The sequence below is a fragment of the Deinococcus taeanensis genome (assembly GCF_020229735.1).
GTDB lineage: Bacteria > Deinococcota > Deinococci > Deinococcales > Deinococcaceae > Deinococcus > Deinococcus taeanensis.
The window spans coordinates 321429-347727 of sequence record NZ_CP083455.1 but is presented as its reverse complement, the minus strand read 5'-3'; the positions used below and the strand labels follow the sequence as shown (position 1 = coordinate 347727).

The 26299-nt window shown below is 70.8% G+C and carries 34 protein-coding genes; 25 read left to right on the top strand and 9 right to left on the bottom strand.

Translation table 11 applies throughout. The features are described 5' to 3' along the window. The first annotated feature begins 110 nt into the window (after positions 1-110). The 5 genes from LAJ19_RS21850 to LAJ19_RS01655 all read left to right on the top strand — a co-directional run bounded on the left by LAJ19_RS21850 (position 111) and on the right by LAJ19_RS01655 (position 2829). Positions 111-1049, top strand: a complete 939-nt coding sequence (locus tag LAJ19_RS21850; RefSeq protein WP_285892301.1) for an Ig domain-containing protein — start codon at positions 111-113, stop codon at positions 1047-1049. After that, positions 1046-1510 (top strand): hypothetical protein, encoded by a 465-nt coding sequence (locus LAJ19_RS01670; protein ID WP_225476600.1) that lies wholly within the window; start codon positions 1046-1048, stop codon positions 1508-1510. Before LAJ19_RS21850 ends, LAJ19_RS01670 begins: the two co-directional genes overlap by 4 nt. After that, entirely contained in the window at positions 1507-2022 is a 516-nt protein-coding gene (locus tag LAJ19_RS01665) for a hypothetical protein (protein WP_225476599.1), read from the top strand. Before LAJ19_RS01670 ends, LAJ19_RS01665 begins: the two co-directional genes overlap by 4 nt. Before the next feature lie 65 nt (positions 2023-2087). Next, positions 2088-2291, top strand: coding sequence for an RNA-binding S4 domain-containing protein (locus LAJ19_RS01660; protein WP_225476598.1), 204 nt, complete (start codon positions 2088-2090; stop codon positions 2289-2291). Between the two features lies 1 nt (position 2292). Continuing rightward, positions 2293-2829: a DUF1684 domain-containing protein gene (locus tag LAJ19_RS01655; RefSeq protein ID WP_225476597.1), complete on the top strand. Its 537-nt coding sequence runs from the start codon at positions 2293-2295 to the stop codon at positions 2827-2829. A 42-nt stretch (positions 2830-2871) separates the two neighbouring features. Here LAJ19_RS01655 and LAJ19_RS01650 read toward each other — a convergent pair whose 3' ends face one another. Further along, positions 2872-3501, bottom strand: coding sequence for a ComF family protein (locus LAJ19_RS01650; RefSeq protein ID WP_349774819.1), 630 nt, complete (start codon positions 3499-3501; stop codon positions 2872-2874). Further along, the gene (locus LAJ19_RS01645) at positions 3498-4007 is read right to left on the bottom strand and encodes a hypothetical protein (RefSeq protein ID WP_349774818.1); all 510 of its coding nucleotides are present in this window, start codon (positions 4005-4007) and stop codon (positions 3498-3500) included. Before LAJ19_RS01645 ends, LAJ19_RS01650 begins: the two co-directional genes overlap by 4 nt. 194 nt (positions 4008-4201) lie before the next feature. Here LAJ19_RS01645 and LAJ19_RS01640 point away from each other — a divergent pair, with 194 nt between their 5' ends. Continuing rightward, the gene (locus LAJ19_RS01640) at positions 4202-4480 is read left to right on the top strand and encodes a hypothetical protein (protein ID WP_225476596.1); all 279 of its coding nucleotides are present in this window, start codon (positions 4202-4204) and stop codon (positions 4478-4480) included. Positions 4481-4545: 65 nt separating this feature from the next. Here the strand turns inward: LAJ19_RS01640 and LAJ19_RS01635 are convergent, their stop codons facing one another. After that, positions 4546-4890, bottom strand: coding sequence for a YkgJ family cysteine cluster protein (locus tag LAJ19_RS01635; protein ID WP_432804222.1), 345 nt, complete (start codon positions 4888-4890; stop codon positions 4546-4548). Further along, positions 4887-5978 (bottom strand): pyridoxal phosphate-dependent aminotransferase, encoded by a 1092-nt coding sequence (locus LAJ19_RS01630; protein ID WP_225476595.1) that lies wholly within the window; start codon positions 5976-5978, stop codon positions 4887-4889. The genes LAJ19_RS01635 and LAJ19_RS01630 overlap by 4 nt, the downstream gene beginning before the upstream one ends. 149 nt (positions 5979-6127) lie before the next feature. Between LAJ19_RS01630 and LAJ19_RS01625 the strand changes: the two genes are divergently transcribed. Genes LAJ19_RS01625 through LAJ19_RS01615 form a run of 3 tightly spaced genes read left to right on the top strand, consistent with a single transcriptional unit; the run spans position 6128 to position 7559 of the window. After that, positions 6128-6718 carry a TetR/AcrR family transcriptional regulator gene (locus tag LAJ19_RS01625; protein WP_225476594.1) on the top strand — a complete coding sequence of 197 codons (591 nt, stop codon included), beginning with the start codon at positions 6128-6130 and terminating at the stop codon, positions 6716-6718. After that, a complete protein-coding gene (locus tag LAJ19_RS01620) occupies positions 6715-7038 on the top strand; it encodes a hypothetical protein (protein WP_225476593.1) in 324 nt (107 codons plus the stop codon). The genes LAJ19_RS01625 and LAJ19_RS01620 overlap by 4 nt, the downstream gene beginning before the upstream one ends. A 56-nt stretch (positions 7039-7094) precedes the next feature. Further along, positions 7095-7559, top strand: a complete 465-nt coding sequence (locus LAJ19_RS01615) for a hypothetical protein (RefSeq protein WP_225476592.1) — start codon at positions 7095-7097, stop codon at positions 7557-7559. Positions 7560-7662: 103 nt separating this feature from the next. On the opposite strand, the gene LAJ19_RS01610 is transcribed toward LAJ19_RS01615, so the two are convergent. Further along, positions 7663-8310 (bottom strand): SRPBCC family protein, encoded by a 648-nt coding sequence (locus tag LAJ19_RS01610; protein WP_225476591.1) that lies wholly within the window; start codon positions 8308-8310, stop codon positions 7663-7665. 109 nt (positions 8311-8419) lie between these two features. Continuing rightward, positions 8420-8614: a hypothetical protein gene (locus LAJ19_RS01605; RefSeq protein ID WP_225476590.1), complete on the bottom strand. Its 195-nt coding sequence runs from the start codon at positions 8612-8614 to the stop codon at positions 8420-8422. 141 nt (positions 8615-8755) lie between these two features. Between LAJ19_RS01605 and LAJ19_RS01600 the strand changes: the two genes are divergently transcribed. The 7 genes from LAJ19_RS01600 (at position 8756) to LAJ19_RS01570 (ending at position 15949) form a co-directional block, all read left to right on the top strand. Beyond that, positions 8756-9673, top strand: a complete 918-nt coding sequence (locus LAJ19_RS01600) for a DMT family transporter (protein ID WP_225476589.1) — start codon at positions 8756-8758, stop codon at positions 9671-9673. After that, positions 9670-11133, top strand: coding sequence for an ABC transporter permease subunit (locus tag LAJ19_RS01595; RefSeq protein WP_225476588.1), 1464 nt, complete (start codon positions 9670-9672; stop codon positions 11131-11133). Before LAJ19_RS01600 ends, LAJ19_RS01595 begins: the two co-directional genes overlap by 4 nt. 45 nt (positions 11134-11178) lie before the next feature. Continuing rightward, positions 11179-11589, top strand: a complete 411-nt coding sequence (locus LAJ19_RS01590; RefSeq protein WP_225476587.1) for an NUDIX domain-containing protein — start codon at positions 11179-11181, stop codon at positions 11587-11589. Next, positions 11586-12308 (top strand): bifunctional dihydropteridine reductase/dihydrofolate reductase TmpR, encoded by a 723-nt coding sequence (gene tmpR, locus LAJ19_RS01585; protein WP_225476586.1) that lies wholly within the window; start codon positions 11586-11588, stop codon positions 12306-12308. Before LAJ19_RS01590 ends, tmpR begins: the two co-directional genes overlap by 4 nt. A gap of 481 nt (positions 12309-12789) precedes the next feature. Continuing rightward, complete coding sequence (locus tag LAJ19_RS01580; protein ID WP_225476585.1) at positions 12790-14322, top strand: S8 family peptidase; 1533 nt, start codon at positions 12790-12792, stop codon at positions 14320-14322. Positions 14323-14400: 78 nt separating this feature from the next. Next, the gene (locus tag LAJ19_RS01575; RefSeq protein ID WP_225476584.1) at positions 14401-15252 is read left to right on the top strand and encodes a serine protease; all 852 of its coding nucleotides are present in this window, start codon (positions 14401-14403) and stop codon (positions 15250-15252) included. Between the two features lie 70 nt (positions 15253-15322). Then, positions 15323-15949, top strand: a complete 627-nt coding sequence (locus LAJ19_RS01570) for a DNA-3-methyladenine glycosylase family protein (RefSeq protein WP_225476583.1) — start codon at positions 15323-15325, stop codon at positions 15947-15949. Between the two features lie 7 nt (positions 15950-15956). On the opposite strand, the gene LAJ19_RS01565 is transcribed toward LAJ19_RS01570, so the two are convergent. Then, positions 15957-16637: a flavin reductase family protein gene (locus LAJ19_RS01565; RefSeq protein ID WP_225476582.1), complete on the bottom strand. Its 681-nt coding sequence runs from the start codon at positions 16635-16637 to the stop codon at positions 15957-15959. 71 nt (positions 16638-16708) lie between these two features. Here LAJ19_RS01565 and xseB point away from each other — a divergent pair, with 71 nt between their 5' ends. The 6 genes from xseB (at position 16709) to LAJ19_RS01535 (ending at position 21106) form a co-directional block, all read left to right on the top strand. Next, on the top strand, positions 16709-16987 hold the full coding sequence (gene xseB / locus LAJ19_RS01560; RefSeq protein ID WP_225476581.1) for an exodeoxyribonuclease VII small subunit: 279 nt from the start codon (positions 16709-16711) through the stop codon (positions 16985-16987). 52 nt (positions 16988-17039) lie between these two features. Beyond that, the gene (locus tag LAJ19_RS01555) at positions 17040-17693 is read left to right on the top strand and encodes a lysophospholipid acyltransferase family protein (RefSeq protein WP_225476580.1); all 654 of its coding nucleotides are present in this window, start codon (positions 17040-17042) and stop codon (positions 17691-17693) included. Positions 17694-17964: 271 nt separating this feature from the next. Beyond that, positions 17965-18852: an ABC transporter substrate-binding protein gene (locus LAJ19_RS01550; RefSeq protein WP_225476579.1), complete on the top strand. Its 888-nt coding sequence runs from the start codon at positions 17965-17967 to the stop codon at positions 18850-18852. Then, positions 18853-19863, top strand: a complete 1011-nt coding sequence (locus LAJ19_RS01545) for a FecCD family ABC transporter permease (RefSeq protein WP_432804221.1) — start codon at positions 18853-18855, stop codon at positions 19861-19863. Next, a complete protein-coding gene (locus LAJ19_RS01540) occupies positions 19856-20647 on the top strand; it encodes an ABC transporter ATP-binding protein (protein WP_225476578.1) in 792 nt (263 codons plus the stop codon). Before LAJ19_RS01545 ends, LAJ19_RS01540 begins: the two co-directional genes overlap by 8 nt. A gap of 99 nt (positions 20648-20746) precedes the next feature. Next, positions 20747-21106 (top strand): (2Fe-2S) ferredoxin domain-containing protein, encoded by a 360-nt coding sequence (locus LAJ19_RS01535; RefSeq protein WP_225476577.1) that lies wholly within the window; start codon positions 20747-20749, stop codon positions 21104-21106. Positions 21107-21188: 82 nt separating this feature from the next. Here the strand turns inward: LAJ19_RS01535 and LAJ19_RS01530 are convergent, their stop codons facing one another. Next, complete coding sequence (locus LAJ19_RS01530; protein ID WP_225476576.1) at positions 21189-22871, bottom strand: HRDC domain-containing protein; 1683 nt, start codon at positions 22869-22871, stop codon at positions 21189-21191. A 290-nt stretch (positions 22872-23161) separates the two neighbouring features. On the opposite strand from LAJ19_RS01530, the gene LAJ19_RS01525 reads away from it, so the two are divergent. Together LAJ19_RS01525 and LAJ19_RS01520 are read left to right on the top strand one after the other, a co-directional pair. Beyond that, positions 23162-24376, top strand: a complete 1215-nt coding sequence (locus tag LAJ19_RS01525; RefSeq protein WP_225476575.1) for a vWA domain-containing protein — start codon at positions 23162-23164, stop codon at positions 24374-24376. A gap of 54 nt (positions 24377-24430) precedes the next feature. Further along, positions 24431-24955 carry a DinB family protein gene (locus tag LAJ19_RS01520; RefSeq protein WP_225476574.1) on the top strand — a complete coding sequence of 175 codons (525 nt, stop codon included), beginning with the start codon at positions 24431-24433 and terminating at the stop codon, positions 24953-24955. Positions 24956-25137: 182 nt separating this feature from the next. On the opposite strand, the gene LAJ19_RS01515 is transcribed toward LAJ19_RS01520, so the two are convergent. Beyond that, on the bottom strand, positions 25138-25590 hold the full coding sequence (locus LAJ19_RS01515; protein WP_225476573.1) for a DinB family protein: 453 nt from the start codon (positions 25588-25590) through the stop codon (positions 25138-25140). Positions 25591-25674: 84 nt separating this feature from the next. On the opposite strand from LAJ19_RS01515, the gene LAJ19_RS01510 reads away from it, so the two are divergent. After that, positions 25675-26253: a flagellar hook assembly protein FlgD gene (locus tag LAJ19_RS01510; protein ID WP_225476572.1), complete on the top strand. Its 579-nt coding sequence runs from the start codon at positions 25675-25677 to the stop codon at positions 26251-26253. Positions 26254-26299 lie beyond the last annotated feature (46 nt).

The window sequence follows — 26299 nt, the reverse complement described above, 5'->3', positions numbered from 1 at the left end:
CCGGCAGTCTAATGCGGCCCGCACGGCGGACATGGACGCAGGGAACGATTCCCGCGGCGTCACATGCACCGTTCACCGCCCGCCCCCGGACGCGCGGGTACACTCTGGGCATGGCACACTCCCGTTTCGCCGCCCGGCAGGGGCTGAGGGTCCTGCTGGCCTGCACCCTGCCGCTGGGCCTGGCAGCCTGCGGGCAGGACCTCACGGGCACCTCGGCCAGCAGCAGCCGCGACGCCCTGTACTTCAATGAACGCGCCAGCGGCCTGCCCCCCCTGTACCTGAACGAAACGTACAGCGCGCCCATCGAGGTCGCGGGCGGCGTCGGGCCGTACACGGTGCGGGTCACGGGCGGCACGCTGCCCCCAGGCGTGGACCTCAGCGGCCAGACCCTGAAAGGTAAACCCACCAAAAGCGGCACGTACTCGTTCACGCTGGAGGTCACCGACTCGACCCTCAGCAGCAGGAGCAAGACGTACGCCATGACCGTGCAGGAGTTGCCGCCCCTGAGTCTGGCACTCACGCTGCCCACCGGGGAGATCCGCGGGGAGACGCGCATTCCGGTGACCATCACCGCGCCGCGCGGCGCCCGCGCCGCCCGCCTGGGCTGGGACCTGCCGGCCGGCGTAACGGTCACGCGCGTGCAGCCCGGCGAACAGGGCGGCCTGCTCTTCTGGCGGCAGCAGGGCACGCGCCTCACCGTGGACCTGGGGTTCAGGGCTGTGCCGCGCACCGGCGCGCGCGTGGCGCTGGTCAGCGTGAAACCAGCGAAGGCCGTGACCCTGAGCGCCCCGGTCCTGGCGTACGAGGCGCGGGACGGCGCAGGCAAAGTCCTCGCCCAGAAGCTCTTCCCCGATGAGCAGAAAAAACTGGACGATCAGAAGGCCGCTGAACAGAAAGCCGCGCAGCCGGCCACCGCCCCGGCCGGAACGGCCCCGACTTCCCCGGCGCCGAAAACAGACGCGCCCACCCCCACCAACCCGCCTGTGACCCCGCCGCCCGGCACGCCCCCCACGGAACCGCCCACCCCGGGCCCCGGAGGCGGCAAGTGAGCCCCCGGGTTGCCGCGCTGCGGACCGCCGCGGTGGTCGCCCTGGCCCTTTCCCCGGCCCTGGCGACCACCGCGCCCACCCTGACCCTGGCGCAGCAGGCCCAGAAGGCCGAAGTGATCGTGCGCGCCACGCTGGGCACCCCTGCCGAAGTCCGCGACGGGGACGTCACCTACCTTGCCTACCCGCTGACCGTCGCGGAGACCCTGTCCGGCGACGCGAGCCGGCTGCCACAGCAGGAGGGCGCGCCGGCCCTGGTGGTCCTCAAGGGCCTGGAGGACCTGCCGGAACTGCGCGCCGGGCTGGAGGTCGTGGCGCTGCTGTACGCCTCGCGGCTGGACAGTCCGCTGGTGGGCTTCAACCAGGGGCTGTACGCCGTGACGAACGGCGCCGTGAAGGCCGGGGACATCACCACCCTGCCGAAACTGCGTGAGGCGATCCTGGCCGCGCGGGGGAGCCGATGAAACGCCTGCTGCTGACCCTGCTGCTGCTGGGCGGCGCTGACGCGGCCAGCGTGAAGCTGCGCCCCGTGGGGGCTGAACTGACCAAAGCGGTGCAGGACGCCCTGGCCGCCCTCGCCGGCCCGGATTTTCCGGTCACGCTGGACACCAGTGGCGGCGTGACCCTCACGCTGGGCGGCGCCGCGCCCTTCAACCCGGACGTCGCGGCGCGCGTGGTGGGGACCGGCACGGAGCGGCGCATCGAGTTCAATCCGCGCGGTCCCCTGCCCCTGCAGGACGCCGTGCGGGCAGAACTCAGCCGCGAACTGGGCCTGAAGGACTGGACGAGTGCCAGTGCGCGCGCGCGCCTGAGCGGCGCGGACCTGAATGCCGACGGAAAGATCGACCTGACCGATCTGGCCCTGCTGATGAACAGTTACGGCACGAGCGGCCCCGCGGGCGACCTGAACCAGGACCGCCGGGTGGACGACGCGGACCTGAAGCTGTTCAGCGCGCAGTACAAGGTCGGCCCCTGAGCGGCCGGGCCGCTTGATCGCCGGGCCACAGACAGGTGCGCGGCGGCGCTGCTACGCTGCGCGGCATGACAGGAGAGCGGCAGGACACGATTGACCTTCAGGACTTCCTGAAGATGCGCGGCATGGTCGAAACGGGCGGCGAGGCGAAATTCCGCGTGCAGGGCGGCGAGGTTCGCCTGAACGGCGAGATCGAGACCCGGCGGCGCAAGAAACTGCGCCGCGGGGACATCGTGGAGTACGCCGGGCAGCGCGTGCAGGTGGACTTCTAAAGTGAGCGCCTACGACAGCGCGCTGCTGGACTTCCGGCGCCGCAAGGACGAGCATTTCGCCGCAGGGCGCGGCCCGGTCGACGCGGCCGCGTTCGACGGGCTGAGCTACTACCCGCCCGATGAGACCTGGGCCTTCACGCTGCCGCTCACGGCGCTGCCGCAGGATGAGAGTGCGGAGTTCAGGCTGGAGACCAACACGGGCGAGGCGCGCGTCATGGCGCGGTACGGGGAAGTGACCGTTCCCCTGCCGGGCGGCGAGCGCACGCTGACGGTCTTCGCGCCGCTGGGTGAGGAGCGCCCCGAGCGGGTGTTCGTGCCGTTCCGGGACGCCACGAGCGGCCAGGCGACCTACGGCGCGGGCCGGTACCTGGACGCGCCGCTGGACCGGCAGCTGGGCGGCGACGGCGCCCTGGTGCGGCTCGATTTCAATCTGGCGTACCACCCGTACTGCGCGTACGGGGACGGCTGGACCTGTCCGCTGCCCCCGCGGGAGAACTGGCTGCCGGACGCCGTGACCGCGGGCGAGAAACTGCCCTGACCCCCAGGCCCGCCGCTCCAGGCGGGCTTTCCCGCGTCCGGCTCAGCGGGCGACGACAGCCATGTACACGGCGCTCGCTCCGGCCGAGAGCAGCGCGTCCTGGCAGGCGCGGGCGGTGAGGCCCGTGGTCAGCACGTCGTCGACGAGCAGCACAGCGCCGCGTGGGACCCGGCCGGGCGCCGCCTGGAACGCGCCGCTCAGGACGTCGCGGTCCGCGGCGTGCCGCCGGGCCTGCTGGGCGGTGGCGCGCGTGCGGCGCAGCGCGTCCACGCAGGGCACGCCCAGGGTATCCGCCAGGGCCTGCCCCAGCAGTTCAGCCTGATTGAACCCCCGTTCCCGCAGGCGCGTGGGGTGCAGTGGCACCGGCACCACGACCTGCACGGACCACCCGCCGGGCACCCCGCCGGCCAGCGCGGCCCCCAGCACGCCCGCGAGGTCGCGGGCCTGGCCGAACTTCAGGGCGCGGACCGCGCGGCGGCGCACGCCGCTGTACGTGCCCAGGGTCAGCAGGTGCGGCTCCGGGTGGGCGCGCAGGGGACTGTGGCGCTGCACCTCGGCCCGCAGTCCGCCGCGGCAGGGGCCGCACAGGCCCGGCTGCGTGCCCAGTTGTGCGCCGCAGCCAGGGCAGGGGCGGGGCAGCAGGGCGCGCAGCGCGCCAAGCAGGGCACTCACGCGCTCAGCTCGTCCAGGAACAGGGGCGGTCGGGTGGCTTCAATGCGGTCCCAGGTGGCACTCAGGCCGTCGGGGTCCAGCATGGGGGCCGCCAGCCCGAAGCAGGCGAGGTGGTGGGCGCACACGCGCGCCACCCCGTCCAGGCCCAGCCGGGCACGTTCGGTGGGTGTCAGGAGGGCCGCGAAGGCCTGCGGGTCCCCCAGGGCCGGGTGGCTGCCCTCGCGGATCGCGGCGCGCAGGAACGCGGCGACCTCCCCGGGGTTCAGCCAGAAACCGAACATCAGCTGGTCGGACAGGGCGTCGAGGCGCCGCATCAGGCGCGGGTCCAGGCCTTCGCGGACCAGTTGCCGGGCCAGCGTCTGGCGTTCCAGGCGCAGCGTGGCGTACTGCGCGAGGGTCAGCTGCTCGCCGGGCGGGGTGACGCGGCCGCCTACGGCGCGGCGCAGACGGAACGCCAGCACGTACTCCTGGTACTCCCGGAGCAGTTCGGTGACGGGGGCACTCACGCTGCTCAGTGTACGGGGCGGCCCATGAAGCACACCGTCCATTCACGCCCGTTTGACCGAAGTGGGTCATGCTGCGCGGACAAGAACGACATGCATCCCGGACAGCAGGGCGCCCCTTGCCTGATGTGGGGACAAAGGACACCGGCGGGTCACCTAAGCTGAGCTGACCCAATCGTTCTGAAGGAGAACCAGTCATGCACCTGCTGAGGCGCGCTTATGAATTCGAATACCGTTCCCGTGAGGGCACCGACCGGCTGGGCACGGCCGACCTGTGGGCCGATGCGGGCGCCACGCGCGCCGTGCTGGTGCTGCGCAGCGTGCCGCCCGGCGAGTCGCAGCGGGCCCTGGGGACCCTGAACCATTCGTGGTTGCCGTACCTGCTGCGCCCCGAGACGGCGCTGCTGGTGCTGTCCCTGCGGCCGCGGACCGCGGGGCAGAAGGCCCGCGCGGTGGTGTTGCCGCTCAGCGCCTGACCCCGCTTGTCACACCACCGGGAGAGCCCCCTGGATGTCCAGGGGGCTCTCCCGGTGCGTGATCCCTACAGGCCGTAGATGTCCAGGAACCGCCGGATCCGGGCGTCCAGAGTGGGCAGGGGCGCCACCTCGCCGCACACCCAGTCGGGCTGGTAGTGGCGGCACACGCCGGGCCGCGTGGCGTACACCGCGCACAGGTGCCCGCAGCCGTCATCTGCGCCGAGGTGTACGCAGGGAACGCCGAGGGGTTTACGCAGCGCGTGAATGTCCGGCGCCGCGCAGCACGCGCCGCAGGCCGTGCAGTCCCGGACGAGCACGCTGCGCGGGGCGTAGGGCGCAGGGGGCGTGAACCGGGCCGTTTCCTGCGCGCTGAGCGGCGCAGCGGACGGCGGCCCGGGGTGGGCGGTCACGGCCGCTCGGCCAGGGCGGCGAGCAGGGCGTCGTTCTCGGCGGGCGTGCCCACGGCGACGCGCAGGCACCCGCTGAGGCCCGGCAGGCGGTCCTGGCGGCGGACCACGATGCCGTGCGCGAGCAGGTGCCGGTAGGTGCCTTCCGCGTCGGGGCTGCGCAGCAGGAAGAAGTTCGCCTGGCTGGGCAGCGCCTCCAGGGTGGGGTGGCCGCGCAGGGCCGCCAGGAGCCGCTCGCGTTCCTGCACGCCTTCCTGCACGCGCCCGCGCATGTAGCCAGGGTTTTCCAGCGCCACTTCCAGCGCGGCCTGCGCGAGCAGGCTCACGTTGAAGGCCGGCACGAGTTTCTGCAGTTGCCCGGCCAGGGCGGGGCTGGCCAGGGCGTAGCCCACACGCAGGCCCGCCAGGCCCCAGGCCTTGCTGAAGGTGCGCAGGCTCAGGCGGTTGCCGCCCTCCCGCACGAGGTCGCGGTGGTCGGTGTGGCTGTACTGGTGGTACGCCTCGTCAATCACGACCACCCAGTCGCCGGCCGCTTCGGTCAGCTCGCGCACGGCGGCGGCGGCGTCCACGAAGCCGGTCGGGGCGTGCGGCTGCGTGATGTACAGCACGCCCGGCTCGTGGCGCGCCAGTTCGGCTTTCAGGGCCTGCACCGGCAGGCTGAAGTCCGGGTTCAGGGGCACCTGAACGAGGTGCGCGCCGAGCAGCTGAGCTTCGAGGGTGTACACGCTGAACGTGGGGCTGACGGTCACGACGGTCTGCCCGATGCCGGCCAGTTCGGTCAGCAGTTTGATCAGGACGTTGCTGCCGGGCGTGACCACCACGCCCTGGTCATCCCAGTGTTCGAACGCGGCGATGCGGCGGCGCAGTTCGTCGGCGTGCAGGTCCGGGTAGCGGTTCCAGGGCCGTTCGGTCATGCGGCGCAGCGCTTCGGCTTTCAGTTCAGCCGGGAAGTCGTACGGGTTCTCGTTCTGGTCGAGTTTGATGGGCGCGTCCAGCGGCGTGAACGGGTAGGCCGGTACGTCCCGCACGGCGGCGCGCACGCCGGCTGGCGCGGCCGTTCCCTGGACAGCGGAGAGAGGCTCGGTGGTCATGGGGTCCGTTGTATCACCCTCACGTGAACGGCCGTCCAATCATGGGAAACCCGCGGCCCGCCCAGACGGTGGCCGCGGCGTTCCAAACGCCCGTTTGGGAGGCGTGGTAGGCTGGCCGGACGTCGGGCGCGCCGCCTGATCCCCCTACCATGACTGAACCTGTCAAACCCCGCCGCGAGCAGATTCTGGACTCGGCCAGCCGTCTTTTTTCCGAGCGTGGGTACCACGCCACCAGCATGCGTGACCTGGCCGGTGAGCTGGGCATGCAGGGCGGCAGCCTGTACGCGCACATTTCCTCCAAGGAGGAACTGCTGATCGAGATCGTGAACAAGGCCTCCCGGCAGTTTGATGAGGCGCTGTTCACGCTGCGCGGTGAGCCGCTGCCCGCCGATCAGAAGCTGCGCGAGGCGATGTACCGGCACATCCGGGTCGTGGCAGACAACATGGACAGTGCCACGGTGTTCTTCCACGAGTGGAAGCACCTGTCACCTGAAGCGTACGGCCGCGTGACGGGCTGGCGTGACACCATCGACGGGTTCTACCGGGAACTGGTGACGCAGGGCATTCAGGAGGGCACCTTCCGGGCAGACCTGGACGTGAAGATGAGCGCGTACCTGATCCTCTCGGCGGTGAACTGGGCGTACACGTGGTACCGGCCCGGCGGGTCGCTGTCGCCGCGGGACGTGGCCGACCAGTTCGCGGAGATGCTGCTCTGCGGCCTCCGTGGAGGCGCGGCGTGAGTCACCCCACCGTGACGGTCCCGATCCGTGAAGCGCTGCGGTACGCGCAGGAGCGCGCCGAGCGGCTGAGCCGCACGCAGCAGCTGGAGATCGGCACGGACCTGTTTATCCGGATCGGTCCGGGGGGACGGAAATTCCTGCTGTTCACCCTGGACGGCGAACCGGACCGCAGCGCCGCCGAGGCCATCGCGGCCGCCCTGGGCCTGAGACATCCCCAGTACAGCTGGCACCAGGGTGAAACGCTGCGGTCGCTGACGGTGGTTGAGGAAGGGGCCGCGCATCTGCCCGAAGCGCCCGGCCTGGACGGCCCGGAAAACTGAGAGGCCAGTCAGCGGCGGCTCATAAGGCCGTCATGAGCTGCCTCTAGGGTGCAAGCATGAAGAACGCTGCCCTGCTGCTCCTCCCTCTTGCGGTCGCTTCCTGCGGGTACCTGGGCATTCCGGACGGCGACGTGTCCGGCAATATCCTGGGCACCCAGCCGGCCGGCACGATCCGTCTCGCGCTGCGCGGCGTCACGCTCAGCGGTGTGCAGACGCCCGCCCTGGATCAGGGCAACCTGGGCACCTTCAACCCGGAGAAGAGGGTGTACGCCATCAGCTTCCCTGTGACCCCCGAAGACGGTGGGTACGAACTGTTCGCGTACGTGGACACCAACAAGAACAACCGGTTCGACAGCGGCGAGAAGCAGACCGACACGCGGAACTTCGTGTACTCGAAGAACGGCGCGGGTGACAAGAGCGGTAAGGACGTGGTCAACGTGAAGCCCGGTTGGACCATCCTGAACGGGGGCGCCACCGGGCAGAACGGCACGCCGTTCACGAACGTGAACCTGAACTGGTAACCCGACCTGGCCGCGGCGTGAACGGGTTCTCACCGCGGCCACTCACACGACAGGCAGACGGCATAGCGCCGTCTGCCTGTTCTGCGCCGGGGTTCCGATCCGCTCAGTTCTTGCTGGTGCCCTCGAAGGCGGCCTTGAACTTCTGGAGGTCCTCCGCAATCTGCTGGCTGGGCTCCTCACCGAACAGCTTGGCGACGGCGGCGCCCAGCGGGCCGGCCGGCGGCCGGTAGGAGAGCGCGACGTGCACGCGGGTGCCGCCATTGGGCAGTTCCTCAAACTGCACGCTGCCGGCGTTGTCGACGGTGGCGCCGGGCAGGGAGTGCCAGCCGATGCGCTGGCCGGGCTTGTCGTTCACGATTTCGGCTTCCCATTCCACGTGGGTGCCCAGCGGCGCCTTGGCGACCCACCGGCTGCGTTTCTCGTCCAGGGTGGTGACGTTCTCCAGGTGGCTCATGATCTGGGGCAGGTTCTCCAGTTTGCGCCAGAAGTCGTACACCTGCTGCGCGGGGCGGTCGATCACGACGCTGTGCTCCACGAAGATGGGTTTGGCGGCCGTGGCGTTGCCGCTGAGCCCGGCGGCGGCCATCACGGGATCGTTGCCGGTGGCGGCGCGGTAGGCGAGGTACCCGCCCACGGCGGCCATGCCCAGGCCGAAAATACCGCGTTTGCGCAGGCCCATCAGCAGCAGGGCGCCGCCGGCGGCGCCGCTGATCATGCGGCCCTGATCCATTCCAGAAGTGCTGTTCGTCATGGTGATTCCCTCCGTGGGGGCAGTGTATGAACTGAAGGTCCGGGGGCACGTGAACCCTGCCCCAACGAAGATTAAGGCCCGTGGGTGCCGGGCGTCGAGGAACATGCTGTCAGTGTTCCGGGCGGTCGCCCTGGGACTGCTCCTCGATGGTGTCCGTGGCGGCGCGGTCGGCCGGCGTGCTGGGTCCGCCCTGCAGGTTCGGGTCAAGGTTGGTGTTCGCGCCGTGGCTGCTGTGATCGCCGCCGGTGTGCGTGCGCGAGGTTTCCGGGGTGCTGGTGGGCGTGTGGGTGTGGTCGTCGGCCATGATGCCCCTCCTGTCGGCTGCTCTCATCCTTCCCGCCTGGCGGCGTGGGCGGGTGTGGGGGGGCTGAGCGTGTGCTTATGCTGCGCCGGGCTGGACGGCGGGCCGGGCGCGCGGCGCCGGGCGCTCTATGCTGCGGGGCGTATGCGCGCTTCCCCTGTGCCCGGCCGGCTGGACGTTCTCTCTCTGGGGGCCATTCTGGTGACGATCGTGTTCTGGGCCTCGGCGTTCGCGGGAATCCGCGCGGGCCTGGAGGTCTTCTCGCCGGGGCACGTGACGCTGTACCGGTTCCTCGTGGCGAGCGCGGCGCTGGCGGCGTATGCACTCGTGGCGCGCATTCCGGTGCCGCCCCGGGGAGACCTGGCGCGCATTGCGCTGCTCAGCTTCTCGGGCATCACGCTGTACCACGTGTGCCTGAACTACGGCGAGGTGAGTGTCCCGGCCGGCACCGCCAGCCTGATCATCGCGGCGGGCCCGGTGATCACGGCGCTGCTCGCCACGCGCTTTTCCGGCGAGCGGCTGAACGCGCTGGGGTGGCTGGGCACCCTGGTGAGCCTGGGGGGGGTGACGCTGATCGTGCTGGGCAGCGGGCAGGGCGTCAGTTTCACGCAGGGCGCGCTGCTGATCCTGGCGGCGGCGGTGTTCACGAGCGTGTACTTCGTGTTTCAGAAGCCGCTGCTGTCGCGCATGAACCCGCTGCACTTCACGGTGTGGTCGCTGATTACCGGAACTGTGCCGATGCTGGTGTTCGTGCCGGGCTTCGCGGGGGAACTGGCGCGCGCGCCCCTCGGGGCGCACCTGGCGCTGGTGTACATCGGGCTGTTTCCGGCGGCCCTGGCGTACCTGACGTGGACGTTCGCGCTTGCGCGGGTGGGAGCGGGGGTCACGACATCGTTCCTGTACGTCTCGCCGGTGTTCGCGGTGCTGATCGCGTGGGTGTGGCTGGGCGAGGTACCGGGCCTGCTGACGCTGCTGGGCGGCGCGGTGGCCGTGGCGGGCGTGGTGCTCGTGAACACCCTCGGGCGGCCCGCGCTGCGGACAGCAGGCGGAGCAGAGGCTTGAGTGCGCCGCTGGGCGTGACGGACGTCACGGTCCGCCTGGGCGGGGAGGTCATTCTGAACGGCGTGACGCTGGACGTCCGGCGCGGGGAGTTCCTGGCGCTGATCGGCCCGTCGGGCGGCGGGAAAAGCACGCTGCTGCGCGTGCTGGCAGGACTGCTGCGCCCCGAGGCGGGAACGGTGCACGTTTCGACGCCGCCGGCACTCGTGTTTCAGGATTACCGGCTGCTGCCGTGGCGCTCGGCGCTGCGCAACGTGCAGCTGCCCGCGGACCTGCGTGCAGGGGGCGGACTGGAAGCGCACGAGGCGCTGAAGATGGTGGGCATGGAGGCGTACGGGCCGTACTTCCCGGCGCAGCTGTCGGGCGGCATGCGGGCGCGGGTGGCGCTGGCCCGGGCGCTGGCGCAGAGCGGGGACGTGCTGCTGCTCGACGAGCCTTTCGCGGCGCTTGACGCTCTGGTGCGCGAGCGGTTCAACGCGGAGTTGCGGCACCTGCACGAGAAGACCGGCCGCACCACCGTGCTGGTCACGCACTCGATCCGGGAGGCCGTGTGGCTTGCCGACCGGGTGGCGGTGCTGCGCGGCGGGCAGATCGTGGAAGTGCTTGATACGCGCGGCGAGGGCCGCGTGAGCGCCTACACGGACGGCCTGGAGGCGCACCTGCGGGCCGTCCTGGGCACCGGGGATTCCACGCGGCTGCGGGTCGAGGGCCGTGGGGCGCGCAGCCTGTCGTGGTTGCTGCCGGCCCTGGCGGTGGGGGTGGCGCTGGCCCTCTGGCAGGGGGTGGCCGCCACACTGAAGCAGCCGTTCCTGCTGCCCACGCCGGGCGCAGTGTGGCGCGAGGCCGTGCGTACGGCGCCGGCGCTGCTCGCGGCGTTCGGGGTGACGGTCCGTACCGCGCTGCTGGGCACACTGATCGGCGCGCTGCTGGGCATGCTGATCGGGTACCCGCTGGCGAAGTGGCGGGCACTGGAACGTTTTCTCAGTCCGTTCATTGTGGCGTCGCAGAGTACGCCCATCGTGGTGCTGGCGCCCCTGCTGGTGTCCTGGCTGGGCTTCGGGTTCCTGCCGGCCGTGGTGGTGTCGGCCCTGAGTGCGCTGTACCCGATGCTGGTGTCCACCCTGGTGGGCGTCCGGGAACTGGAAGGCACCTTCCATGAGCTGTTCAGCACGCTGCGGGCCACGCCCTGGCAACGCCTGACCCGCCTGGAACTGCCCGGCGCGCTGCCCGTGATGCTGGGCGGGTTGCGGCTTGCGGCGAGCCTCGCGCTGATCGGGGCGGTGGTGTGGGAGTTCGTGGATCCGAACCAGAAGGGCCTGGGCCTGACCGTGCAGGTGGCGGGCGTGTACCAGAACAAGGCCGCGCAGTTCGCAGCCATTGCGCTGCTGGTGGGCTACGGGGTGCTGGTGTACGCGCTGATTACGGGACTGGAACGCCGCGTGATGCGCCGGCAGGGTCGGTAGGGGTTCACCCGGACCGGGGCGCGGCCGGCACGCTAGGCTGCGCGCATGGACAGACCGCTGGTGTGCGTGGGAGCGCTGGTGTGGGGCCGCGACGGCCGGGTGCTGCTGGTGCGCACCACGAAGTGGCGGGGGCTGTGGGGCGTGCCGGGCGGCAAGGTGGAATGGGGCGAGACGCTGCTGTCGGCCGTGCAGCGGGAATTCGAGGAAGAGGTGGGACTGACGCTGCGGGACGTGCAGTACGCGCAGACGCAGGAGTCCGTCCTGAGCGAGGAGTTTCACCGGCCGGCGCACATGCTGCTGGTGGATTTCTTCGCGAGTACTGACGGCACTGAGATCCAGCCGAACGAGGAAATTGAGGAGTGGGCCTGGGTGCATCTGCACGAGGCGCTGGACTACCCGTTGAACGCCGTGACCCGCACGCTGGTGACCCTGGCGTTGCGGCAGGGAGAACAGTGAGTGGGCGCGGCACGGCGCTGGTGACCGGCGCGGCCCGTGGCATCGGCCGGGCGCTGGCGGTGGCGCTGGCCGATGAGGGATTCGATGTGGCGGTGCATTACCGGGAGAGCGCCGACGACGCAGCGGCCACGGCGCGGGCGTGCCGGGCGCAGGGCGTCCGGGCCGTGACCCTGCAGGCCGATGTGCGGGTGCCTGCCGAGGCGCGGGCGCTGGTGCGCGGCGCGCACGCGGCCTTTGCGGATTCGGGGCTGGCGGTGCTCGTGAACAATGTCGGCAATTACGTGAACCGCCCTGTCCTGGAAACAAGTGATGAGGAGTGGGCGGACATGCTGGGCAGCAACCTGACGTCCACGTTCGCCACGTGCCAGGAGGCAGCCCCGCTGCTGCGGGGACGCGGGTGGGGCCGGGTAGTGAACCTGGGGTTTGCAGGCGCGTCAGTGGGGGTGGCGCGGCCGGGAATCGTGCCTTACGTGGTGGCGAAGGCGGGCGTGGTGCAGCTGTCGAAGTCGCTCGCGGTGACCCTGGCGGGTTCCGGGGTGAGCGTGAATGTGGTGAGCCCCGGGGTCATCGAGACGAGTGTGAGCCAGCCGGTGCGGGAAATTCCAGCCGGGCGGGTGGGAACGGTGCGGGAGCTCGTGGACGCGGCGCTGTTTTTTGTTCGGGCGGGGGATTACGTGACGGGGCAGGAACTCGAGGTGGCTGGCGGCTGGCACCTGTAAAGGCCAAAGGTCCCGCCTGCATGAAGCGGGGGACCGGTATGCGCTCTGACCGGGCCTCTGCAGGGCAGGCCGGGCGGTCTGGCCGGCAGCGCAAGAGCTGGAGCCCGGGGTGTCTTCCTCATCTTGATTCCGCCCATCCTGTCATATGAAAGGTATGACGCCCGTATTCCTGTCATCTCGCTGAAAGTGACTTTCGGGTCAGATATGAAAGATGAGATTTTTCTCATATGGATTCCAGATGAATCTAATCGTTCGGATATACTGGACAGATGAATAAGACGTCAGGGGACCTCTTTTTCAATCTTTTTGAACTGCAAACGCACAAATCGCTGTGAGGCACCGGGGCGTTCATCAACACGGAACGTTCAGCTGCGTATCATCTTCAGAGTTCCCAGATTCGCTTGACTGCGCCTCGCCGCTGTGCCCTGCACGCGACCGGCGGCCATGCCCTGAACATCGGAACAGCCCAGGAGGTCACCTCATGAATGCACGCACTGCCACCCTCGGTACCCTCGCGCTTACGCTGCTCCTCGCCGCCTGTGGGCAGCAGCAGTCCGCCCCGCAGGCCGCCACCACGGCCCGCGGCCAGACCAGTGCGCCCCTCCTGGGCACCAGCAACCCCGAAGCGATCCCCGGGCAGTACATCGTCGTGTTCAGCGACGGCGCGGCCAGCAACCTCAGCAGCCAGAGCGCCAGCGGCCTGGTCAGCACGCTGGGCCTCGACCCGCAGGGCGTGCAGGTGCAGCACGTCTACAGCGCCGCCCTGAACGGCTTTGCCGCCCGGCTCAGCACCCAGAACGTCGCCCGGCTCCAGGCCGATCCCCGCGTGAAGTACATCGAGCAGGACGCCGCGATGCACATGAGCGCCACGCAGTCCGGCGCCACCTGGGGCATCGACCGCATCGACCAGCGCAGCCTTCCCCTGGACGGCAACTACACCTACAGCAGCACGGCCAGCGGCGTGAAAGCCTACATCATCGACACGGGCATCAACACCGGCCACACCGCCTTCGGCGGGCGGGCCATCTGGGGCACGAACACCACCGGGGACGGCAACAACAGCGACTGCCAGGGACACGGCACCCACGTCGCCGGGACGGTCGGCAGCAGCACCTACGGCGTCGCCAAGGGCGTGACCCTGGTCGCCGTGAAGGTCCTGGACTGCCAGGGCAGCGGCACGAACTCCGGCGTGATCGCCGGCGTGAACTGGGCCGTGAGCAACAAGGGCAGCGCGACCGCCGTGGCCAACATGAGCCTGGGCGGCGGGGCCAGCCAGGCCGTGGATGACGCCGTGAACAACGCCGCGGCGCAGAATCTCGTGATGGCGGTCGCCGCCGGCAACGAGAACCAGAACGCCTGCAACGTCTCCCCCGCCCGCGCCGCGAATGCCATCACGGTCGGCGCCACCACGAAAACCGACAGCCGCGACACCACGTACAGCAACTACGGCAGCTGCCTGGACCTCTTCGCGCCCGGCACCGGTATCACCAGCACGTGGATCGGCTCGACCACCGCCACTAACACCATCAGCGGCACCTCAATGGCCACCCCGCACGTCGCCGGCGCCGCCGCCCTGCTGATCGCCGCCGGCAACAGCACCACGAGCGCCGTGACCAGCGCCATGATCAACAACGCCACCACCGGCAAACTGACGAACATCGGCACCGGCAGCCCCAACCGCCTGCTCTACACCGGCACGGCCACGCCCCCCAGCACCGGCACGACCACCACGTACACCGGGACCGTCAGCCAGGGCACCAGCAGCTTCAAACCCGGCACCAGCGGCTTCTCCTACGCCGGCGGCACCCTGAAGGGCAACCTGAGCGGCCCGTCGGGCACCGACTTCGACCTGTACCTCCAGAAGTACAACGGCAGCAGCTGGGTGGACGTGGCCAGCAGCACAAGCGGCACCAGCACCGAAGCCATCAACTACGCGGCCACCAGCGGCACCTACCGCTGGGAGGTCTACGGCTACAGCGGCTCCGGCAGCTACACCCTGACCGAAACCAAGTAAGCGGCCCTTTCACCGGCGGGCGTGGAAACCCGCCGGTGATCTCGTCATCGTCTTCTCTTCTTCCCCGCGAGGTTCAACATGTTCAAGTCACTGCACGCTGTCATGACCGCCCTGGGCGTCCTGGCCCTGTCCGCCTGCTCCACCCAGACCGCCCCTGACGCCGGACTGCCCCAGGAGACCGTGACGGTCACCGGAACCGAGAAGGCCTTCCCGGACGCCATCGGCAGCCAGATCGTGTACGGCACGGTTACGAGCGTCACGAACCGTCCCTACCAGGTCAGCGTGACGCCCAGCACCGAACTGTCCGGCGGGTGGTGCGGCGGCACGCTGATCAGCAGCACCTGGGTGCTGACCGCCGCGCACTGCGTGGTGGGCTACAGCGCCAGCCAGATGCGCGTGCGCGCCGGAATCAACGACCTGACCACCACGAGCGGTCAGCTGCGCACTCCGTCGCAGATCATCGTTCACCCGTACTACTCCAGCAGCGCCGACGCGTACGACATCGCGCTGATCAAGGTAGGAACGGCGTTCACGCTGGGCAGCACCGTCCAGACGGCCGCGCTGCCCAACAACACCACGGAAAGCGCGCTGGACGTGAACGGCAAGTACGCCACAGTCAGCGGCTGGGGCAAGACCGAAACCGGCGCGTACAGCAACCGCGCGCTGCGTGAGGTCACGCTGCCCATCACGCCCACCGGCAGCGACTGCGGCAGCCGCCCCAGCAACACCATCTGCGGCAAGTACGACGCCGGCAAGGACTCCTGCAACGGCGACAGCGGCGGCCCGCTCGCCGCGCGGTACAACAACAGGTTCTACGTGCTGGGCATCGTGTCGTACGGCCCGGTGGAATGCCGCGGGTACGGCGTGTACACCCGCGTGAACGGCTACGTGAACTGGATCTACAACAACACGGGAATCAGCGCGCAGTAACCCCAGACCCCTCCGAGCGAACCGGGCCACCCCCCGGTTCGCTCGCTGCGTTTCCCGCACAATGACCGGCATGTCCCTTCCCCTCACCCGGGCGCCCCTCACGCACCACGGAGCCGCCGTCGCCCACCTGACCCGGGACCCCGCGATGGCCGCCATCATCGAGCGGGTCGGTGAACTGAAGGTCCTGACCCCCACCCCCGACCCGTTCGGCACCCTGATCCGCAACGTGACCGGGCAGCAGCTGAGCGTGAAGGCCGCGCAGACCATCTACGACCGGGTGCGCCAGCAGCTCGGGGAGCTCACCCCGGGCACGCTGCTGGCCGCGCCCGGCGGGACGCTGCGCGCCGCGGGCCTGTCGTGGGCGAAGGTGCGCACCGTGCAGGCCATCGCGCAGGCCGCCAGCAGCGGCGCGGTGGATTTCGCTCATCTGGCTGAGCAGGACGACGCGACCGTCATTGCCGAGCTGATCCCCATGCCCGGCATTGGCCGCTGGACCGCGGAGATGTTCCTGATTTTCGCCCTGGCCCGCCCGGACGTGTTCAGCCTCGGCGACCTGGCGCTGCGGCAGGCGCTGGCCGGCCTGTACCCGGATGTGCCGGCCACAGCGGTGCTGGAGCGCTGGGCGCCCTACCGGACGCTCGCCGCGCGCTACATCTGGGCGGACGGCGCACTGAAGGTGGGCAGCGAACCCATGTAGGGGATCGTCAGTCCTGCGTCTGGCGGTTCTGCCACGTCTCGAAACTCACGCGGTCAATGGCGAAGGTGTCCCGCGTGAGCGTATAGGTGCCGCGCCCGCCCATCCGGCCCACCAGGTCCAGCGCGGCGGTGTCCACGTGGTGCCGCTGCGGGTCCTGCACGGCGTCGGCGCGCAGGGTCAGGCCCAGCACCTCGCCCAGAATGATGCGGGTCCGGCCGATCAGGAGGGTCTGCACCTCGCGGCACTCCAGCGCGGCCGGCGCGCCCGCCACGCGCGGCACACCCACCTGCACGCCCGGCACCAGGGCAATGCCCAGGGCAGCGGGTTCCGCGTAACCGTGCGGAAAGTCGGTGGCGCTGGCATTCATGGTCTGCGCAAGCGCCGCGCTCACCAGGTTCACCGTGAACTCGCCGCCGGCGCCGATGTTCAGGGCGGTGTCCTTGGGCGTTCCGTCGGGCCGGTCGCCGGGCGCGAAGGCCACCACGGGCGGATCGCTGCCCATCAGGCCAAAAAACGAGTACGGCGCGAGGTTCACGTGCCCGTCGGCGCCGCGCGTGCTGACCCACGCGATCGGGCGGGGCACGACCGTGGCCGTCAGGAGCTTGTAGCGCGCCGGGCCGGGCAGGGCCGTCAGGTCGAAGTGCTGCGTGTCGGGCAGGGCAGGGTCCGGGGTGCCGGGAGCAGTCATGCGCGCAGGGTAGAGCAGCGCCGCGCGGCCCGCCACGCCCGGTCTCACTCCGCCGCGCTAGCATGCGCGGCATGACGGATCCCCAGGTGACCCCAGCCTCGTACCGGGAGGCCTACGCGCGCCTGTCACGCATCGCGGCCGAACTGGAGTCCGGCGAGGCCGACCTGGACCGCGTGCTGCCCCTGCTGGAGGAAGCCCGGACCGCGTACGCGCAGTGCCGCGAGCGGATCGAGGCGGTGCGGAGCGTCCTGGCCGGCGACTGGGCCAGCGGTGACTGGGCCAGCGAGGATCAGGGCGAGGACCCTGACGAGGAAGACGACGAGCCCGGCGACCCGTCCGGCGGCACCTGACAAGGCCGCAGGTGCCCGCCCGCACGCGGACAGGACGCGTATGCTCTGGAGAATGAGCGACGCTGTCCGCCCTGACACGCCCGGTTCCGGCTCCCCACCCCCCAGGCCCCGCCCCGCCCCTGAACCTGGCCCGCCTCCCGTCAACCCGCGCGTGTACCGCCTGGTGGTGGACACCACCTACCTGCCGGTGCTGTTCAGCGGCATGCATCTGGAGGTGCACGGGCGGGAGAACGTGCCGGCGCCCGGCACGCCGCTGGTGGTGGCCGCCAATCACGTCAGCTCGCTGGACCCGTTCCTGGTGGCCCGCGCCCTGCCGCCGGGGCGCTTCCTGCAGTTCATGGCGAAAAAGGAACTGTTCCTTCCGGGGATCGGGGACATCATCCGCGCGGGCGGCTCCTTCCCGGTGGACCGCAGCGGGAACGACCTGGGGGCCGTGCGGACGGCGCTGCGCATCCTGAAGGCCAACGGCACGGTGGGCATCTTCCCGCAGGGCACGCGCGGCGGCGCGGCGATGCAGGGCGGCGTGGCCCTGATTGCCGCCAAGGGCCGCGCGCCGATCCTGCCGGCCGGCCTCAGCCGCGAGGGGAAACGCTGGATCGTGCACTTCGGTGAGCCGATCTCCCCGCGCGGGGGCATCAAGGCGGTCACTGCGCAACTGGCCGAGGTGCTGGGAACGCTGGCCGTGCCCGTCGGACAGCGGCTGTAGGCCCCGGCGCTATACTGGCGGGGACGGCTGCGGGGGAAGTCCGGTGAGAGTCCGGCCCTGCCGCGCAACGGCAACCCCCAACGCGGGGAGGGCCGGGCACCCCCGCCGTTCACGCCCGCCCCTGCCGGGGTGCGTGTGGCATGACCTCCCGCGGACAGGGGGACCGCCGTGCCGGCCCCTGCTTCTGCGGGCGCGCCTCACGGACACCCACCCCCCGCCGCCCCCTCCGGGCGGCGCGCTCCGTTCCGGCGGGAGGCAAGGAGCGCCCAGCATGAAACACATCCTGACCCTGACTGCCCTGGCCGCCGTGACCCTGTCCGGCGTGGCCGGCGCCACCACCTACCCCTTGACCTTCACGGACGACCTGGGCCGCAAGGTCACCCTGAAGGCCGAACCGAAACGGATCGTGAGCGTGCTGCCCAGCACCACCGAGACCCTGTGCGCCATCGGCGCGTGCGACCGCCTGATCGGCGTGGACGAGTACAGCGACTATCCGCAGCAGGTCACGAAACTGCCGAAGGTGGGCGGCCTGTACAACCCGAACATCGAGGCGATGGTCGCCCTGAAACCCGACCTGGTGCTGGTCAGCAAGTACGGCAAGCTGGCCGAACCGCTCAGCCAGGCGGGCATCACGGTGATCGCGGTGAACCCCGAAACCTACGATGAGGTGTTCAGCCGGACGCTGCTGCTCGGCAGGATCGTCAACCGCGAGGCGCAGGCCAAGGCGCTTGTCACGAAACTGAAAAGCGACATTGCCCGCGTGGAAATCCTGACGAAGAACGCCGTGCGTAAACCCACCGCGTACTTCGAGATCGACCCCACACCGTACTCCATCGGCCCGAACTCGTTCATGGGCGTGCTGCTCACCAAAGCCGGCGCGCGCAACATCATTCCGGTGAGCATGGGGGACTTCCCGAAAGTGGACCCCGAGTTCATCGTGAAAGCCAACCCGCAGCTGATCCTGGGCGTGGACGCCACAACGGCCGGCGCCCGCCCCGGCTGGGCCAGCATCAGCGCCCTGAAAACCGGGCGGGTCGTGACGATTCCCAGCGAGCTGAACACCATCCTGGGCCGCCCCGGTCCGCGCCTGGCACAGGCGCTGCTGGGCCTGGCGCGCCTGGTGCACCCGGAACTGTTCAAAGCGGACGTCAAGAAGTAAGTGGAGGGCGCCGCCGCTCGCCGCGCTCCAGGTCTGGCGCTGCCGCTGGGCACGCTGGGCCTCGCGGCGCTGCTGCTTCTGGCTGTGGTGCTGGGCACCGGGCTGGGCAGCGTCACCATTGCGCCCCTGGAGGTGCTGGGCGCCCTGTGGCGCGGCGCGACCGGGCAGGCGCTGGCGGGCAACGACGTGATCGTCTGGCAGATCCGCCTGCCGCGCGTGGTGATGGGGCTGCTGGTCGGCGCGAGCCTCAGCGTGTGCGGCGGCGCGTTCCAGGGCGTGTTCCGCAACCCGCTGGCCGACCCGTACCTGCTGGGCGTCGCCAGTGGCAGCGCCCTGGGGGCCACCGTGGCGATCGTGGCCGGCTGGCCGCGCGCCCTGATTCCCGTGACCGCCCTGCTGAGCGCCCTGGGCGCCGTGGCGTGCACCCTCACCCTGGCGCGCGAGGGCCGGCGCTTTCCGCCCACCCGCCTGATTCTGGCGGGCGTGGTGGTGGGCAGCGTCCTGAGCGCGGCCACGACCGCGCTGATCCTGCGCGGCGAGGACCGCGCGCGGCAGGTGCTGGCGTACACGCTGGGCGACCTGGGCTTCAGCGGCTGGCGGGACGTGCTGACCGTGCTGCCCTACGCCGCGCTGGGCTGCGGCGCGCTGCTGCTGCTGGCGCGCGCGCTGGACACCCTGCAACTGGGTGAACTCACGGCCCGCAGCCTGGGCGTTCCGGTCGAGCGGCTGCGGCTGATCGCGGTGGTGGCCGCCAGCCTCGCCACGGCAGGCGCGGTGGCCTACGTCGGCGTGATCGGCTTCGTGGGCCTGATCGTGCCGCACATGGTGCGCCTTGCCTTCGGGCCGGGTCACCGCACGCTGCTGCCGCTCTCCGCGCTGCTGGGCGCGGCGCTGCTGGTGTTCGCGGACCTGCTGGCCCGCACGACGCCGCTGTCGCAGGTGGGCATCGTCACAACGCTGCTGGGCGGCCCATTCTTCCTGTGGCTGCTGCGGAGGCAAACCCGTGACTGACCTCCAGGGCGCGCTGGTGACCCGGGACGTGCATGTGCGCGCCGGGTCCTTTCCCGCGGTGCGCGGCGTGAGCGCCACCTTCCGCCCGGGGGTGTTCAGCGCTGTGATCGGCCCGAACGGTGCAGGGAAAAGCACCCTGCTGCGCGCCCTGATCGGTCTGAACCCGCTGCACGCCGGAGAGGTGAGCCTCGCGGGCCGGCCGCTGCGCGAGTGGAGCCGTCCCCAGCGGTCCCGGCACCTGGCGTACCTCGCGCAGAGCGAGGGGCTGCCCGACGGCGCGCGCGTCCGGGAGGTCGTGGCCCTCGGGCGCGGCGCGGGCGACTGGCGCTTCGGCCTGCTGCCCCGCACGCCCTGGACCACCGCGGACGAGGCGGCCGTGAACGCGGCCCTGGAGCGCACCGACACCCGCCGCTTCGAGGACCGCCGCGTTTCGGAACTGTCCGGCGGGGAACGGCAGCGGGTGGCGCTCGCCCGGGCGCTGGCGGCGCAGCCGCGCTTCCTGCTGCTCGACGAGCCCACCAACCACCTGGACCTCGCGTACGCGCTGGACGTCGTGCGCTACCTGCGCTGCGAGGTGGCCGGCGGACTGGGCGTCGTGGCCGTCCTGCACGACCTGAACCTCGCGGCGCGCGCCGACCACCTCGTGCTGCTGCGTGCCGGGCAGGTGCAGGCCAGCGGTTCCCCCCGCGAGGTCCTGACCCCCGCGCACCTGCACGCCGCGTACGGCGTGACCGTCAGGGTGGTCCAGGATGCAGACCGCCTGCTCGTGATCCCCGAGGATTGACCCCGGGCGCCACGCCCGGCACGAAGGAGAAGGCATGAACACCCCACGTTCCCACGCCGGCAGGCGTCCCAGAACGCCGAGCGGCTCACCCGTTCCGGCATGACCCCCAAGTTCTTTCCAACGAACGGCCACCTGCTGGTCTGCCAGGGCCAGAACTGCCTCGCGCGGGGCTCGGCGCTCCTGCACCGCGCCCTGTGGAACCACCTGGAACGCCAGGCGCTGGCGTACTACAAGCGGGGCGGCACGCTGCGCCTGACTGAAAGCGGCTGCCTGGGGGCGTGCAGTTACGGCCCCACGCTGTGCGTCTACCGGGACTCCCCCACCCCGGGCGCGGGCCTGGAGGAAGCGTGGTACGCCGCCGTGGACTTTCCTCTTGCGGCGCGCATCGCGCAGGCCGTGCAGGACCGGGCGCCCCTGCCACCCGAACACCGCTACGGCCCGGAAGTCCCGCCCACCTGACCCCGGCCTGCCGCAGCAGAGGCCCCCTTCCCGCGGTGGGAAGAGGGCCTCCGCCAGTTAAACGGCACGCGGCCGCGGAGTTCTAGCCGCGCACGACTTCCAGGAGCTTATCCCCGTACTTGCGCAGGCGCTCGGGGCCCATGCCGCGCACGGCCCGCAGGTCATCCAGGGTGTACGGCACGCGACGGGCAATTTCGGCCAGGGTGGCGTTGCTGGCAATGATGAACCGGCTGATCTCCTGACGTTTCGCCTCGGCGTTGCGCCACTCGCGCAGGCGGGCGTACACGGCGGCCTGCTCGTCCGTGAGGTTCGCGGCCGGGTCTTCCTTGCCGCCCGGCAGGTCCGGCGCCAGGATGACCGGCGCGGGCTCCGGCTCAGGAGCCGGCAGCGGTTCGGAAGCGCCCGCCTCCTCGGCCGGGGCCTCCTGCACCTCGCCCGCGTCCGCCGCCTGGTCTTCCAGCGCCTGGTGGTCCACATCAGGCACCTGCTCCAGCACCGGGGCGTCCGGACCACTGCTGACCGGAATGGGCAGCGGCGCGTGGTCCGGCGAGGGTGAATCGCTGAACACGATCTCCGGTTCCCAGGTTTCCTCGGCCGGACTCAAGGGGCCCTGCGCGGCGACCGGGGCCGGCGCCTGTGCACTGGGCGCGGCCGGGTGCGTCTCCTGCGGCGGCTCAAACGCGAACCGCTCCGGAACATCCGGCCGGGAGGGGGCGCCGGGCTGCTCGGGCCGCTCTCCGCGGCGCTCGAAACGGCCCCGCGTGCCGCCGCGCCCGTCAAAGCTCCGGCCGTCACTGCCCCGTCCGTCGCTGCCTCTGGCGTCGTTGCCGCGCCCGTCTCCGTCGCGGCGGTCACGGCGGTCAAAGCGCTCCCGGCCGGGCCGGCGATCCCCGCGGAACTCCCGCCGGTCGTCGCTTTCACGCGGTTCACGGCTCTCCGGCTCCGGTTCACGCGCGGGCGGAGCGACCTCCGCAGGCCGTTCCGCAGCGCGCAGCAACGCCAGTGCCGCGCCCGCCTCCTCCAGGCCTGGGCTGAGCAGCACGCCGCCCGGAACGCTGCACGCCGCCGCGAGCACGCCGCCCAGCGGCGCCTCCGTGTCGGCCGCGGCGTCCGGGGCCAGCAGCAGCGCCGTGGGACCGGCCGGCTGCGCCGCGCCGCCCAGCCGTTCGGCCAGCTGCGTCACGGTGCGCGCCACGCGCGCCAGTCGCAGTGGCAGCGTCGCCACGTCCCTCAGGGCGAGCGCCACGCTCAGGTCGCTGGGCGGGGCCGCGGCGGGCTGCGGCGCCTGGCCCGCGCCGAACAGGGCGCTGAGCGGCGCGTCCCCGTGCCCGGTGAGGGTCACGCTCGCGCGGTACGTGACCAGCGCCGCGCCCTGCGCCAGCCACGTTCCGCCGGGCGCGAGGGTGGCGTCCACGATCACGGGCACGCCTGCACGCCGCGCGCGGTCCAGGTCGGCCGCGCTGGGTTCCAGCAGCCACACGGCGCGCGCGCCGCGCCAGTCGGCGTCCAGGGCGGCGGCGGCCAGTCCGGCGGCGGCGAGCGCTTCGCGGTGCAGGCGGATGCGGGCGTCCACGCGCAGCGTTCCGGCGCCCACGGCGGCTGTCAGCTGGCGGGCCAGGGCCGCCTCGTCACGCAGCAGCAGGCCCCACCCGGCGCCTTCCAGGTCGGCGAGCGCGCCGGCCAGCCGGGCGTGCGGGTCTCCGCGCTCGGCGTGCAGGCGCACGAGGCGGGCGTCAGGGCGCGCGGTCTGGGGTTGGTCAGTCATGCCGCACATTCTGACGCACGCCGGGCCGCTCACGCTGCACTGCACCTGCGGCAATCTTCACGGGCCGGCCCGCGCGCCATCTCTGCCCTGCTGATGATCACGCCGGTTCCGGTGGGCTGCCCGGCCCGGCGCACTTCTTCCCTGCCCGTGTGCGCCGCGGAGGAGGTGCAGGGCACACGGCGCCTGCCGTGCGGGCAGCGCAGGGCCGCTGTGCGCTGCGGGGCTCAAACACCCAGACCCTTACAAACCGCGCGCTCCAAACGCGCCATGCTGAACCCACGGAGGTCCACATGGCGCGTGTCACGCGGTACAGCAAATTCGAGGGGGAACTCGATCAGCTTGAAAGCAGCGAGCTGATGCAGATGATTCAGGAGGCGCTGCTCGGTCAGGGCATGAACGACCCGTACGACCCGGACCCGGACGCGCGCCCGAGCATGGACGACCTGTTCGACGCGATTCTGCAGGCCCTGGCCGAACGCAACATGATCCCCGAAGATCAGCTGCTGGAAGCCATGCAGGCCGATGACATCCACGACACCAGCCTGGGGCAGCAGATTCAGCGCCTGATGGACAAACTGCAGCAGGACGGTTTCATCCGCAAGGAGTTCGACGACGAGAACGGACAGGGCGGCGCGCCCGGCGACCCGGGCGAGGCGAGATTCCAGCTGACCGACAAAAGCATTGACTTCCTGGGGTACAAGAGCCTGCGGGACCTGATGGGGGGCCTGGGGCGCTCCAGTGCCGGCGCGCATGACACCCGGGAATACGCTTCGGGCGTGGAGATGACGGGGGAACTGAAAAACTACGAATTCGGGGACACCCTGAACCTGGACACGACGGCCACGCTGGGCAACGTCATCAGCAAGGGGTTCGATCAGCTGGAGGAAAGCGACCTCGTGATCCGCCAGGCGGAGTACAACTCGTCGGCAGCGACGGTGGTGCTGCTGGACTGCTCCCACTCCATGATCCTGTACGGCGAGGACCGCTTCACGCCGGCCAAGCAGGTGGCCCTGGCGCTCGCCCACCTGATCCGCACGCAGTATCCGGGCGACACCGTGAAGTTTGTGCTGTTCCATGACAGTGCCGAGGAGGTGCCTGTGACGAAACTGGCGCAGGCGCAGATCGGGCCGTACCACACGAACACCGCCGGTGGCCTGCGCCTCGCGCAGCAGCTGCTCCGGCGTGAGAACAAGGACATGAAGCAGATCGTGATGATCACGGACGGCAAGCCCTCGGCGCTCACGCTGCCGGACGGACGCATCTACAAGAACGCGTATGGCCTGGACCCCTACGTGATGGGGGCCACGCTGCGCGAGGTGGCCAGCTGCCGCCGCAGCGGCATCCAGGTGAACACCTTCATGCTGGCCCGCGATCCGGAACTCGTCGGGTTTGTGCGGCGCGTCAGCGAGATGACCAAAGGCAAGGCGTACTTCACCACGCCGCACAACATCGGGCAGTACGTCCTGATGGACTTCATGACGAACAAGACGAAGATGATCAACTGAGCGCAGAGGCCGGAGGGCACCGCCGCCGACCTCCGGCCTCTGCAATGCTGCAGCATGAACTTTCAACTGGCGGAAGGAACGCAGCTGCTGGCGCGGACGCCGGGCGTGCTGAGCGCGCTGCTGCGGGGATTGCCGGACACCTGGGTCCAGCAGACCGAAGGTGAGGGCACCTGGAGCCCGGCTGATGTGGTGGCGCACCTGGCGCACGCCGAGCGCACGAACTGGCTGCCGCGCGCGCGGGTGCTGCTGGAGTGCGGCGAGCGCGTGGTGTTCCCGCCATTTGACCGCTTCGCGCACCTGACGGCGAGCCGCGAGCGGCCGCTGGCGGCGCTGCTGGACGATTTTGCGGCGGCACGCACGGCGAGCCTGCAGGCGCTTGGGGCGCTGCGCCTGGAACCAGCGGACCTGGCACGCCGGGGCACCCACCCGGAGTTCGGGACGGTCACGCTGGAACAGCTGCTGGCCACCTGGGTCACGCATGACCTGGATCACCTGGCGCAGGTCACGCGGACCCTGGCAGGCGGGCTGCGCGGCGCGGTGGGGCCCTGGGAGGCGTACCTGCGGGTGCTGCGCGCCTAGCGGCTGCGGCCGCGAAGGGGTCGGTGTGCAGCGGGCGCCTTTGGCGCGGCTGGCTGCGGGTGGGCGGAGCAGCTGGCGTTCACGCCCCGCCCGCCAGGGCCGTGGTTGCCGAGCGTCACCTGCAGGCGTTTCTCCTGCCAGGGCCGTGTGGATTTCCGGGCGCGCTGCTGGACTGGCCGCTTTCAGCCCATCTTGATGAACATGGGCGGTTTGACGCCGATCATGCGGGCCATCAGCCAGACCTGACCCTTGTGGTGCGCCTCGTGCGTAATGATCGTTTCCACCAGCGCCCCGAGGGGCATCTCCCGGCCCCCGAACGCCGGAACGCGCCGTGAGAGGTCCTCGTCGGTCAGGGCGGCGATGGCCTGCGTGGCGCTGGCCTGGGACGCCTCCAGGCGGGCGCGGGCTTCTTCCAGGGACGCACTGGGCGCCGGGGCGGGGGTGGGCGCCTGCCCCTGAAGCATGTTCAGAAACCGGTGGGTGCTGGCTGACAGGTGGTCGGCCTGCCCGATGAAGCTCATGCCGCCGTCCCACGCCGCGAAGGTGCCGTGCTCGCCGGGCAGCTGCCCGTACAGGTCGAGCAGCGCGGAGCGGTGGGCCTGGAAGGTGCGGGCCAGAGTGACGCTGCGGTTCATGCCGGGCAGCATACCTGCGTGAACCCTCACGTTTCCTTCAGCGTTCCTCACGCAGCGTCAGGCGGGCGGGCACACAGTGAACGCATGACCCTGCGTTCCCTGCTGACTGCTGCCCTGCTGGGCGCCTCGATCGCTCAGGCCCAGGTGACCGTGTTCAATATTCCGGCCCTCCCCCCCAAGGGGGCGACGGTGACGCCCGGCGCACCGGCCACTCCAGCGCCCGTCACGCCGGCGCCCGCCACGCCGGCTGGCCCCTCGACCCTGCCCTCTGCGGGCGCCGCGCTGAACGTGGCGCACAGCGCAAATCTGAGCGGCCCGGGCAGCGTGAAGGCCGGGCAGGCAGAGATCTGGACATTCACCCTGACGAACGAGGGGGATACCCCCATCCGCCTGCAGCACGGGGCGTGCGACGTGCGTTTCGAGGTGGTGAACGCGGCCGGGAAGGTGGTGCGGGGCACCCCCACGAACACGGTGTGTACGATGCAGATTGTGATAACCGACGTCGCACCGGGCGAAACAATGGACGTTCAGGCGATCCGCTGGGACGGCCGGGACAGCAGTGGCCGCGCCCTGCCGGCCGGGGAGTACATCATCCGCGCAGTGTTCAGCGGGACAGGGGTCCGGATCGCCGCAGCCGAATTTCCGGTGAGCGTGACCCCTTAAGGCTGACGGGCACAGGCGCGGCGTGCTGAGCGGCCGCGCCTCCCCT